The organism is Azospirillum sp. TSO5, from assembly GCF_003116065.1.
Classification (GTDB): domain Bacteria; phylum Pseudomonadota; class Alphaproteobacteria; order Azospirillales; family Azospirillaceae; genus Azospirillum.
Window position 1 is genome coordinate 68,557 of record NZ_LGQY01000046.1, and the last position, 11,425, is coordinate 79,981.

The 11,425-nt window shown below is 68.4% G+C and carries 10 protein-coding genes and 1 pseudogene; 3 read left to right on the forward strand and 8 right to left on the reverse strand.

Annotation, left to right across the window (positions count from 1 at the left end):
• Positions 1-29 precede the first annotated feature (29 nt).
• From TSO5_RS14075 to TSO5_RS14110, 8 genes are all read right to left on the reverse strand, one after another.
• Complete coding sequence (locus TSO5_RS14075) at positions 30-2,318, reverse strand: xanthine dehydrogenase family protein molybdopterin-binding subunit (RefSeq protein ID WP_109152166.1); 2,289 nt, start codon at positions 2,316-2,318, stop codon at positions 30-32.
• Positions 2,315-2,809, reverse strand: coding sequence for a (2Fe-2S)-binding protein (locus TSO5_RS14080; protein ID WP_109152167.1), 495 nt, complete (start codon positions 2,807-2,809; stop codon positions 2,315-2,317). The genes TSO5_RS14075 and TSO5_RS14080 overlap by 4 nt, the downstream gene beginning before the upstream one ends.
• Positions 2,806-3,675 carry a xanthine dehydrogenase family protein subunit M gene (locus TSO5_RS14085; protein WP_109152168.1) on the reverse strand — a complete coding sequence of 290 codons (870 nt, stop codon included), beginning with the start codon at positions 3,673-3,675 and terminating at the stop codon, positions 2,806-2,808. Before TSO5_RS14085 ends, TSO5_RS14080 begins: the two co-directional genes overlap by 4 nt.
• Positions 3,672-4,733, reverse strand: a complete 1,062-nt coding sequence (locus tag TSO5_RS14090; RefSeq protein ID WP_109152169.1) for an LLM class flavin-dependent oxidoreductase — start codon at positions 4,731-4,733, stop codon at positions 3,672-3,674. Before TSO5_RS14090 ends, TSO5_RS14085 begins: the two co-directional genes overlap by 4 nt.
• A 73-nt stretch (positions 4,734-4,806) precedes the next feature.
• Positions 4,807-5,127 (reverse strand): hypothetical protein, encoded by a 321-nt coding sequence (locus tag TSO5_RS14095; RefSeq protein WP_109152170.1) that lies wholly within the window; start codon positions 5,125-5,127, stop codon positions 4,807-4,809.
• Positions 5,128-5,159: 32 nt separating this feature from the next.
• Positions 5,160-6,725 carry a hydantoinase/oxoprolinase family protein gene (locus tag TSO5_RS14100; RefSeq protein ID WP_109152171.1) on the reverse strand — a complete coding sequence of 522 codons (1,566 nt, stop codon included), beginning with the start codon at positions 6,723-6,725 and terminating at the stop codon, positions 5,160-5,162.
• Entirely contained in the window at positions 6,706-7,797 is a 1,092-nt protein-coding gene (locus TSO5_RS14105; protein WP_109152172.1) for a DUF917 domain-containing protein, read from the reverse strand. The genes TSO5_RS14100 and TSO5_RS14105 overlap by 20 nt, the downstream gene beginning before the upstream one ends.
• Positions 7,798-7,885: 88 nt before the next feature.
• A complete protein-coding gene (locus TSO5_RS14110; protein WP_109152173.1) occupies positions 7,886-8,689 on the reverse strand; it encodes an IclR family transcriptional regulator in 804 nt (267 codons plus the stop codon).
• 587 nt (positions 8,690-9,276) lie between these two features.
• On the opposite strand from TSO5_RS14110, the gene istA reads away from it, so the two are divergent.
• The 3 genes and pseudogenes from istA to TSO5_RS14130 form a co-directional block, all read left to right on the forward strand.
• Complete coding sequence (gene istA / locus TSO5_RS14120) at positions 9,277-10,791, forward strand: IS21 family transposase (RefSeq protein WP_109152174.1); 1,515 nt, start codon at positions 9,277-9,279, stop codon at positions 10,789-10,791.
• Between the two features lie 10 nt (positions 10,792-10,801).
• Positions 10,802-10,930: pseudogene (locus TSO5_RS14125) on the forward strand (AAA family ATPase); the annotation flags it as partial.
• A 124-nt stretch (positions 10,931-11,054) separates the two neighbouring features.
• A partial coding sequence (locus tag TSO5_RS14130) for a transposase (RefSeq protein ID WP_247870755.1) occupies positions 11,055-11,425 on the forward strand: 371 nt, incomplete at its 3' end.

The window sequence follows — 11,425 nt, forward strand, 5'->3', positions numbered from 1 at the left end:
CATCACTGGCCGCAGGGTGTATTTCCGGATCATGCCGGCCCGGATGGGGATGGCCCCTGCCGAAGCGCCATGAGGACCTTCTCCGCCGTGATCGGCAGCGATCGCAGGCTCACGCCGGTCGCCGCGGCGACGGCGTTGGCGATGGCGGCCGGCGGCTCGATGCAGGGCGGCTCGCCCACACCCTTGATCCCGAGAGGGCCGGCCTCGCTCGCCCGTTCGACCAGGATGGATTCGACGTTGGGAACGTCGAGGGACGTCGGCATCTTGTAGTCGGTGAGGTTGGCGTTCAGGACGCGCCCACCTTCGAAGACGATCTCCTCCGACATCGCCTGGCCCAGCCCCTGGGCGACGCCCCCTTCGATCTGCCCCTCGATGTAGGTGGGGTTGATCGCGAAGCCGACGTCCTGGGCGACGACGTAACGATGGATGGCGATCTCGCCCGTGCCGGGATCGACCGACAGGTCGACGGCGTGGGCGTGGTAGCTCGGCGTGTTCCAGGCCGGCAGGGGGTGGTTCTCGACGCGGGAGCGATCGTAGGGAGTCGGCGGGGCGTTGGTGGTTCCGTGCGCGATCAGCCCGCCGCCGGAAAGCTGCGAGATCCGGGCGAGTTCCGCGATCGGGATCGACCGGTTGCCGGAGAACACGCATTTGCTGCGCAGTTCCAGGCTGTCGACCGGCGCGTTCAGCTCCTTGGCGGCGAGCTCGAACAGTTGGCGGCGAAGCTCCGCCGCCGCGGCGCGGCAGGCGTTGCCGACCGCGAACGTCGTCCGGCTTCCCTGCGCGCCGTAGTCGTAGGGGGAGACCTGCGTGTCCGCCGCCCCCAGCCGGATGTCGGTGACGTCGACGGACAGCTCGTCCGCCAGGATCTGGGCCGCTCCGGTCATGGCCGCGGTGCCGAGCTCGACGGCGCCGCTGACGAGCGACACGCCGCCGTCGGGCGCGATCTTGACGTACACGCCGGCCGACCCGCCGGTCGTCATCCACCAGCCGCAGGCGATGCCCTTGCCGCGGTTCGCCTCCGGCCGGCGGCGGTCCCATCCGATGGCGTCGGCCGCCTTCAACAGGCATTCCTCGACGCTGACGGAGGTCAGGCGCTCGCCGGACGGCCCGAGGTCGCCCTCGCGCACGATGTTGCGCAGGCGCAATTCGAGCGGATCGATGCCGAGCCCGTCGGCGATCAGGTCCATGTGATGCTCGATGGCGAAGTTCCCCATCGGCCCCGACGGCGCCCGGAACGAGCCGGTCGGCACCTTGTTGGTGTAGACGGCGAAGCTTTCCAGCAGCAGGTTCGGGACGTTGTAGGGACCGGCCAGGATTTGCAGGGCGATGGCCGCGACGCCGGGGCCGGAGCCGGCGAAGGCGCCGGTGTCCACCACGACGCGCCCCTGGCGCGCGAGAATCCGGCCGTCGGCGGCGACGCCGCTCCTGACGGTGATGATGGCCGGCTGGCGCGGGTGGGCGGCGGTGAGCTCCTCCTCCGTCGTCGTCATGATGCGGACGGGACGGCCGGCCTTGCGGGCGAGCAGCGCGGCGTAATGATCCACGCCGATCCGCAGCTTGCCGCCGAAGCCGCCGCCGATGCCCGGAACGATGACCCGGATGTTCGAAACCGGAAGCTGCAGGAGCCCCGAAAGGGTGCTCTGCACCTCGAAGGGAAGCTGCGTGTTCGACCAGACGGTGACCGCGTCGCCGTCCCACTTCGCGACGGCGACGCGGGATTCCGTGTAGCCGGCGTGCACGACCTGGGTGGTGAAGCGGTGCTCGTAGACCCGATGGGAGTCGCGGAAGGCCTGTTCGACGTCGCCGTTGCGGATCCGCGCGCGGGCGGCGACGTTGCCGTCGCGGTCGATGACGGGGGAGGCCGTGAAGCTCCGCCAGTCCGGGTGCAGGCAGGGCGCGTCGGGAGCCAGGGCCGCCTCGACGTCGAAGACCGCGGGCAGATCCTCGAACTCGACCTCGATCAGCTCCAGCGCGCGCTCGGCGATCTCGGGCGACGTTGCGGCGACCAGCGCGATCGGCTGGCCGATGAAGTGGACCCGGTCCTTGGCGAGGATCGGCGCGTCCTGGACGACGGGTCCGTAGCGGACGGCGGGAACGTCGTCCGCCGTCAGGACCGCGCGAACACCCGGCAGCCGCGCCGCGGCGCTGACGTCGAGGCGGACGATCCTGGCGTGGGGGACGCGGCTGCGGAACAGCTTGCCGTGGAGCATGCCCGCCAGCACGAAGTCGGAGGCGTAGGGGGCGGTGCCGGTGACCTTTGCCACCGCGTCCAGCCGGGGTATCCTGCGTCCCGCGGCCCGATCGGTCGTCATGGTCATGGCCGTTGCCCCTGCGTGACGGATGCGGCGGCCGCGGCGGCCACGGCGTCCACGATCTTCCGGTAGCCGGTGCAGCGGCAGAGCGTGCCGCAGATTCCCTCGCGGATCTGCTCTTCGCTCAGGCGCTCGCCGGCGTGCTCGTCGAGGAAGGACTTGGCCGTCATCACCATGCCGGGGATGCAGTAGCCGCACTGCACCGCGCCGTGCTCGATGAAGGCCTTCTGGATGGGGTCGAGCTTCCCCGGCGGCGCCAGGCCTTCGATGGTGACGACCGTCCGTCCGCGGCACTGGAGCGCCAGCGTGATGCAGGACGCCACGGCGGCGCCGTCGAGGAGGACGGTGCAGACCCCGCATTCCGCCTCCAGGCAGTTCTCCTTCGTGCCGGTGAGGCCGAGTTCGTTGCGCAGGACCTGCAGCAGGGTCCAGTGCGGCTCCACCGACAGGATCTGCCGATCCCCGTTTATGGTGATGTCCAGATCCACGCGCGTCATGGGGCAACCTCGCGGCGTCGGGAAAGGCACAGCTGGAGCGCACGCTCCACCAGCGTGCCGACCAGCATGCGGCGGTACTCCGCGGAGGCCCGCACGTCGGAAATCGGCCGGCATTCTCCGGAGGCGATGCGACCGGCTTCCCGGACGAGATCCGGATCGACCGTGCGCCCTTCGAGTGCCGCTTCCGCGTCCCGCGCCCGCAGGGTCGTCGGGCCGACGGCGCCGAGGGCGATCCGCGCGGTGCGGCAATACTGGCCGTCGAAGCTGAGCGAGACCGCGACGCAGGCGACCGAAATCTCCATGGCCTTGCGGCGCCCGGCCTTGAGGAACGCCGACCCCGACTCCGCCGGCGGTCTCGCGAAACGGATCCGGGTCAGCATCTCGCCGGAGCGCAGAACGGTGCGGCCCGGCCCGAGCAGGAAGTCGCCGAGCCCCACCGAACGCCGGCCGGCGGAGGATTCGAGCTCCAGCGACGCGTCGAGCGCCAGCAGGGGGACGACCACATCCGCAGCCGGCGAGGCGTTCACGATGTTGCCGCCAACCGTTCCGGCGTTGCGCACCTGGTGGCCACCGACCACGCGGGCGGCTTCGGCGAGCATCGGAATTCCCGCCAGGAAGGCCGGGTGCCGCTCGATCGCCTTGTGCGTCGTGAGCGTGCCGATGGCGAATCCCTCCGCCGTCTCCTCGATCCCGGCGAGGTCGCGCAACCCGGACAGATCGACCAGATGCCGCGGCGCCAGCCGCCCGCGCCGCATCTGGATGACCAGATCCGTGCCGCCGGCGAGGAAGCGGGCGCTCTCGCCGTGACGGTCCGCCAGCGCCAGCGCGTCCGGCAGGGTCCGTGGCTGGTGCAGGTCGAAGGTCATGGCGCGGTTCCGGCCCCCAGTGCCTTCTGGGCAGCGGGCCAGACCTCGGTTCCGAAACGGCGGATGGTCTGTTCGATGGACCCGCCCTCCGCGGCGAAGGGCATGATGATGAAGGAATCCACGCCCGCCCGGCGCAGCGCGACGACATGCTCCGTCACCTCCTCCACCGACCCGGCCAGCGTGCAGGCATCGACATGCCGGTCGGTGATCAGGGGAAGCAGCGGCAGGTATGGCGTGAAGCCCGACGCGTAATGCGCCCCGGCCACCGATTGCAGAGCCTCTTCGGGCAGCGCGAGCCCCTGCTCCGCCAGCGTCGCCATCTTCAGCCGGCCGGCGCCGAGATAGCGGGCGACCGTCGGCCGCAGCGCATCGCGCGCCTGGCGTCCGTCGTCGGTGATGCAGGTGTTGAGTCGGGCGATCAGCCGCACGGAGGACGGATCGCGCCCCGCCTCGCGGGCTCCGCGGTCCACCTCGGCGCGGAAGGCCTTCACCTCCGCGACGGAACCGCAGCCTTCCATGATCGCGCCGTCCGCCACCGCGCCCGCCGAGCGCTGCCCCAGCGGACCGTTGCTGGCGACGTAGATCGGGATGGACTCCCGCAACGGCTTGAAGCTCAGGCGCCCGTGATTGAAGTGGACGACGTCGCCGTGATAATCGACCTCTTCCCCCCGCAACAGGGGACGGATGATCTCGATCGCCTCGCGGATCGCGCGGGCGGGCTTCTTCCGGTCGATGCCGAGTTCCGCGAAGCCCGAAATGCCGGCACCGATGGCCAGCATGGCCCGGCCTCCGGAAATTTCGTCCAGCGTGGCGATCGCCGCCGCAGTGAGCGCGGGGTGGCGGGCGTAGGGATCGGTCACACACGGCCCCAGCTTCAGCCGCGTCGTCTGTGTCGAGAGATAAGTTAGGCAAGAGTACACTTCGCGATAGAAACGCTCATCGGCAAGCCAGCCGGTTTCAAATCCGCTTTCTTCGGCAAGCTTCACGAAATCGAGCATTTCGCGCACATCGTTACGACTAATCATCAGAAGGCCGATAGACATGTCCCGCCCTCGCATTGACTGAATATTATTATATGACACGCCGCGTCAGTGTGACAAGCGCTTAGTGCAGAAAATTTCTGCCGATTATTTAGTCAATACTCTCGACATCGAAATATATATTCTTCGATCTGTCGAGAAACTGTCCATAAAGTTCGTTTCTCATCTGAACCCCGGCCGGCGAGGCGAGGTCCGCGTCGTGCTGCGCCAGATCGGCCACTTCGATGCGCTCGAGATACTGCCAGCCGCTGGTTTCCGCGCCGAGGATCGGCCCGGCGATGCGGTGAACCTTGTAGCTCAGGTAATTGGGGAGGCTGCGGACGAAGGGATAATCCCGCTCCCGCACCCATTGTTCGTAGTCGCGCGGATCCACGCCCGGCTTGAGTGTGCTGATGAGAATTCTGACCGGCATTGTTCAATCCTCCGCCAAGTCTCCCGGTGGCGCTATTCGGCCACCAGCAGCGAGTTTCCGTGAGTGATGGGCCCGATTTCGCCGATGACCCGGACGCGCACCCGGATCGCGTTGCCCGGCAGATAGGCGATGGGAATGTCCTCCGCCTCGACGAGGCGCAGGGACGCCGCGTCCGCGCCGGCGCTGACCGCCCGGCTGTTCGCCAGCCGCTCGGCCTCCGACAGGGCCTCGGCCCGGTCGACGCCGTGGAACACCTGGTCCACCTCGCCGCTCACCTGGGCGATGGCAGCGCCGACGGCGTTGGCGCAGCTCCCGTGATCGACGCGCACGACATGGCCGACGCCGTCGAGCTGGTCGGGGATGAGATAGCCGCCGCCGCCAACGGCGATCAGCGCCACGTCGTCCGCGCTCGACTTCATGCGGTCGACGTTCTCCTCCACCATGTCCTTCGCCCGGCGCAGCACGGCGTCAACGGCCGCCGCCGGCAGATCCGCAACGCGACGGCGGTCGCCGATGTCGGCCAGCCCCGCGGCCACCGCCACGTCGGTCATGGTCAGCTTTGGTCCGCCGAAAACGCGGGCGAGTTCCGTCAGCCGGTAGCCGACGCTCTCCGGCCCGATCGTGACCGCGTCGAGGTCGACGAGGCTGCCGCCGCCGAGGCCGATCGAGGTGACGTCGGGCATTCGGAACAGAGTCCGCACGCCTCCGACGCGCACCACCGTGTTGGCCTCCCGCGGGAAGCCCTGGCGGAGGCAGCCGAAGTCCGTCGTGGTGCCGCCCACGTCGGCGACGATCGCTTCCTTGAGCTGAGAGAGATAAGCCGCCCCGCGCATCGAGTTGGTGGCGCCGGAGGCGAAGCTGTAGACGGGCAAGGCGATGGCCCGCGCCGCTTCCACGACGGTTCCGTCGTTCTGCGTGATGAAGAGGGGCGCGCGGATGCCCAACTCGGCGATCGCCTTTTCAAAGGCCCGGACCGTCTCCGACGCCAGCGAGATCAGGGACGCGTTCAGCAACGCGGCGTTCTCGCGCTCCAGAAGCCCGATCCGGCCGAGCTGGTGCGAGCAGGTGACGTGGATCCCGGGAACCTCCTCCCGGATCACCGCCGCGGCCTCCTCCTCGTCGGACGGATCGAGTGGGGAGAACATCGCCGTGACCGCGATCGACGTGAGTCCGCGGGCCCGGATCTCGCGGGCCGCGCGGCGGAGCGCGGCGCGGTCCAGCGGGACGAAGCGGCGGCCGTCGTAATCGTGCCCGCCCTCGATCAGCCACACGCCGCCCCGCACGAGATCGGCCAGATCGGAGGGCCATTCGCAGAAGGGCGGAAGCGAGGTGGTCGCCGGCGCGCCGATGCGGATCGCCCCGACCTTGGAGAGCGAGCGGCGCTGGACGACGGCGTTGATGAAATGGGTCGTGCCGACCATCACGCCGGTGATCGCGTCGTCGATCGGCGTCCCCTGCGCCAGCAGGCGGATCGCCGCCACGATCCCGCTCGTCACATCCGGCGTGGTGGCGGCCTTGACCGAATGTTGCACCCGGTGATCCCCTACGACCACCGCGTCGGTGTTGGTGCCGCCGACGTCAACTCCGATGCGCTTCATGTCCGAACACCGATTTGAAGGGTATGTCGTAGCCGAAGGCCGCGGGTCCCACGCGGTTCAGCCCTTCGGGAGTGAGGAAGAGGGCCGGAGCGGGGAGCGCGATGACGGTCGCCCGCTGCCCGTAGCGCACCGCCTCGGTTCCGATGGCCTCGCCGGTGTCGCTGTCCAGCAGGCAGATCAGGTCCGGTGTGGAGGCGATCGCAGATCCGGCGCGCCACGCCACCACCCATTCGTTTTGAAAGGCGATCTCCAGGCGCTCGCCGCGTTCCTGGCCCAGCCCCTCGAGGACCGTGCGCCCCAGCAGGAAGCCGCCGGTCGTCCGCCGCTCCACCTCCGCGATCTTGCCGGTGAACAGCCGTTTGCCCGCCTCGGACTCCAGGATGGCCGCGATCGGGTCGGCGTGGGTGCGGTTGGCCTCCATGACCGCCTTCCCGAGCCGGATGGCGCGGGAGGTGGTGTTCGGCACGGCCCATCGCTTCACCTCGTACCCCGAACGCGGCGCCTTGCAGGTGGCCGCGGTGGAGCCGAACTCGGTGCAGATCCTGCGGCTGATCCGCTCCATCCACTCCCAACTCGCGGCGGCCGAGACGATGACCTCGTTCCCCCGCGGATCGACGGAAGTCAACGGGGCCGGGTGCAGATTGCCGACGGCGAAGGTGGTCATCTGCGCCTCCGGATAGGCGCGGCCCATGGCGTCCGCGTCGACCACGGGGATGCCGAGATGTGCCGCCGCCATCACCGGCTGCAGCGCGTTGGCGCCGCCCACCTCGATGCCCATCACGGCGCGAAACCGTCGGCCCAGATGGCCTTCCATGGCTTCCACCGCGCGGGCGGCGGCCCGGCTGTCGGTCAGCCGCTCCTGGGTGACGAGGGGTGCTCCCTGTGTGGAGACGACGGCGATCTGGTCATCGTCGGCGAGATCCTGGGGATCGATCAACGCGACCTGCACACCGTCCTGATAGAGGCGCCGCATGCTGAGCAGCGCGTGGTGGGGGCTGCCGCCACCCCCCGTACCGAGGATCCAGGCGCCGATCGCCAGGGCCTCGATGTCATCCAGCGTCAGGACGTTCATGCCGTCCTCCGCCACCCGCCGTTGCCGGCTTTTGCCGACTTTCGTCGGCGTTCGGAATCGGAAGATCCGTCTGTCATCGCTCTCCTGCTTATGTATCTTGAGCCAGCCGCAAACCTCCGCCTGGCTTCGTTGTCGATTGGGCGATCCAGTAGGGGTCGTCGACTTTCCGACCCACGTGGATGGCCGCGTCCCTGAGAAGGTCGGCAAGATGCTGCCGCTCTTCCGTTGAAGAGTGGGAGGCGGAGTAGGAGACGCAGAGGCCGAGCATCTCGCTGTTGTGCCGGCTCAGGATGGCGACGGCCGTGGAGCCGACGCCGGGCAGCGCCTCCTCGGTGGATTCGGCCCAGCCGCGCTTTCTCACCTCGGCAAGCAGGGCCAGGAGTTCGTCCAGGGTCTGGGGCGAATTGCCGGACGTGGGGTGGAAGGGTTCGGCGTAGCGGGACCGGACCTGGTCGTCGCTCAGCCGGGACAGCAGGCAGCGCCCGATGGCCGTCTCGAACGCGCTCATGCGCTGACCCAGCGGGGTCACGACCTGCAACGCCCGTGTGCCCGGCCGGACGCGCAACACGACAATGTCGGTGCCGTCCAGAACGGAGACATAGCCGGTGTGGCCGGTGGCCTTGCAGATCTCCGCCAGCGCCTCTTCCGCAAGATCCGCCAGCGGCGTCCGGGCACGCTGCATCCGAGCGACGTCGAGGATCAGCAAACCGAGTTGGTACCGGCGGGTACCCTCCACCGGATCGAGGAACCCCGCCTCCTTCATGCTTTGAAGCAGGCGCGCCACCGAACTCTTCGGCATCGACAGGAGGTGATGCGCCTCGGTCACCGAAAGCTCGGCCCGCTCTTCCGTGAACAGGCGAAGGACGGCTGCGGCGCTGTCGAGAGTGGACACTCGCTATCCCCTTTGTCCCACTTTCCGGAACATGTGTCTATTATAGTGGGATTTTTTGTCATTGGAAAGCCTTAAGTGTGCTTTCAAACAGTGGGGTGTCTGAACTGGTCTCCATTTCCTGGTTCTCCCGCACTTTGCGCGGAAAAGCTGGCAACGCTGGTGCCGGCGCCCTCGGGAGATCCCATGTAATGGAGTATGCAAGAGCTTTTTGTGATCCCGGACTGCCGTGTCGTAACGGTGGAACCTGTTGATGCGGCTGGTCTTCATGTGGCTGCCCAGGTCAAGCATTCCCACGCAGACTGTCCATCCTGTCAGCGGCCGAGCCAATTCGTTCATAGCCGGTACCATCGGCATCCAGCTGGCCTTCCGAGCCTGGGAAACGCCATCCAAAACAACCTTCTCATTCGTCGTTGCATATTTCGGCGGAAAGCACCCAGTAGGAACGGCGGAAAGCGCCCGGGCAGAACGGTGAAAGCGCCCACCCGTTTCGGTGAATTCGCCCACCCGTAGGGGTGGTGGTGTCGGGGTCCGAACCAGCCTTTGGCATCCCCATGATCTTTCCACGGCACAGGCCAAGGAGGATCGGGATGCCCCGAGCGAGGTCGGACATGCGGCGGATCAGAGAAGTCCTTCGTCTGCGGGATGAGTTCGGCGCCAGCCAACGGCAGATTGCCGATGCCTGCCGGCTGCCGCGCAGCACCGTGCGCGATTACCTGGATCGGCTACGGGCCTCCGGGCTGCGGTACGCGGATGTGCTGGGGTGGACGGACGTCGAGTTGGAGGAGCGGCTGTTCCCGCCTCCGGTCACGTCGGCGCGCCCGGTGCCCGACTGGCGGCACATCAGCCGTGAACTCAGCCGCCGTGGCGTAACGCTGCGGCTGCTGTGGGAGGAATACCTGGAGGTCCATCCCGGCGGCTATCGTTACACCCAATTCGTTCAGCATTTCCGGGCATGGCAGGGTGCCCATGCCGAGCCGCGTCTGCGCCGGGAGCATCGGCCGGGGGCGGCGATCGAGGTTGATTACGCCGGGATGACGCTGAGCGTCGGGCTCGGCGCCGAGGCGCGGCAGGCCCAGGTGTTTGTCGCCTGTCTGCCGTATTCGGGCTACGTCTATGCCGAGGCGACCTGGACCCAGCAGGCGGAGGAGTGGCTGGCCTCCCACGTCCGGCTGTTCGAACATCTGGGCGGCGTGCCGGGCAAGCTGGTGCCGGATAATCTCAAGGTCGGCGTCAGCCACGCCTCCTTCTACGATCCGGCGATCAACCCGGCTTATCACGATCTCGCCCGGCATTACCGCACCGCCGTTCTGCCGGCCCGGGTGAGGCGCCCACGCGATAAGCCCAGCGCCGAGAACGGTGTGCAGCAGGTCGAGCGGCGGGTGCTGGCTCCGTTGCGCGATACGCTCTTCGCCACGTTAGACGCCGCCAACGCGGCCTTGCGCGACAAGCTGGCCGCCCTCAACGCCGCTCCCTTGAGCCGCAGGCCACAGGACACGCGCGCCGGCCTGTTCGCCACCGAGGAGAAGCCGACCCTGCGCCCCTTGCCGCCGGAACGCTTCGTGCCCGGCACCTGGGCTCGCCACAAGGTGCCGCCCGACTATCATCTCGCCCTCGACGGCGACGTCTACTCGGTTCCCCACACGCTGATCGGCAAGACGGTCGACGTGCACAGCACCGCCTGCGTGATCAGCGTCTTTCTGCGCGGCAAGCGGATGGCCTGCCATGTCCGGCGGCAGGATGGCGCCACCGTGACGCTGGACGCCCATCGCCCCGCCAACCACCGGGCCGTCACCCGCTTCACCCCCGACGCCATCCAGGCCGACTTGGCCGCCATCGGCCCGGCCGCCGCGCTGCTGTTCGCGCGCATCCTGGCCGGCGCCGATCATCCCGAACAGGCGGTGCGGGCTGGGATCGGCCTGATCCGTCTGGCCGCCACCCATGGCACCGACCGGCTGGAGCAAGCCTGCCAGGCGGCCCTGGAGGCCAACGTCGGATCCTACCGCTACGTCCAGCGCTGGTTGGCGGCGCCCCCCGCCACGGCGGCGGATCCGGCCGGTGCCGGCGAGCACGCCAATCTGCGCGGCCCTTCCTACTATCACTGACGGAGATACGATGATGAAGCACGTCAACCACGAGCGGTTGCGCCAGTTGCGTCTGTACGGCATGGCCAAAGGGCTGGAGGCGTTGGAGCGCCTACCCGACCGCGGCCAACTGGCCTTCGACGAGCAGTTGGGCACCTTGACGGGCTGTTGCACGGATGGGGCTGATGCCGTAGGCCATGGCTCCGCCTCCGTTCAGGTTCTTGGCCGTGCCCTACAAAGCGAACGCTGCCCGCCGTCACCACATCACACGGCCGAAGCGGCGCGTGACCAATTGGGCCGCTTATGACGAGGCCTTGCGTCAGCGCGGCAGCCTCACCGTCTGGGTGAGCGACGAGGCGGTCGCGCAGTGGAAGGCGGCGCCTCGGACCACACCGGGTGGACAGCCCCACTACTCGGACTTGGCGATCACCACGGCCTTGATGCTGAGGGCGGTGTTCCGTCTGGCGCTGCGCCAGACCGAGGGGCTGATCGGTTCCGTCTTGCACCTGCTCGGGCTTAATCTGCCGGTGCAGGATCACTCCACCATCGCGCGCCGGGCCCGGACGGTGACGCTGCCCTCAGCACCGCGCTCGAGCGGCGCGCCCATCCACCTGCTGGTGGACAGCACCGGGCTGAAGCTGTGTGGGCCGGGCGA

Bases quoted from the DNA above. Each gene is read 5' to 3' on its own strand.
- TSO5_RS14090 (WP_109152169.1), bottom strand. From the start codon at position 4,733: ATGCGAGGGCGGGACATGTCTATCGGCCTTCTGATGATTAGTCGTAAC.
- TSO5_RS14085 (WP_109152168.1), bottom strand. From the start codon at position 3,675: ATGACCTTCGACCTGCACCAGCCACGGACCCTGCCGGACGCGCTGGCG.
- istA (WP_109152174.1), top strand. From the start codon at position 9,277: ATGCCCCGAGCGAGGTCGGACATGCGGCGGATCAGAGAAGTCCTTCGT.
- TSO5_RS14075 (WP_109152166.1), bottom strand. From the start codon at position 2,318: ATGACCATGACGACCGATCGGGCCGCGGGACGCAGGATACCCCGGCTG.
- TSO5_RS14080 (WP_109152167.1), bottom strand. From the start codon at position 2,809: ATGACGCGCGTGGATCTGGACATCACCATAAACGGGGATCGGCAGATC.
- TSO5_RS14100 (WP_109152171.1), bottom strand. From the start codon at position 6,725: ATGAAGCGCATCGGAGTTGACGTCGGCGGCACCAACACCGACGCGGTG.
- TSO5_RS14105 (WP_109152172.1), bottom strand. From the start codon at position 7,797: ATGAACGTCCTGACGCTGGATGACATCGAGGCCCTGGCGATCGGCGCC.
- TSO5_RS14095 (WP_109152170.1), bottom strand. From the start codon at position 5,127: ATGCCGGTCAGAATTCTCATCAGCACACTCAAGCCGGGCGTGGATCCG.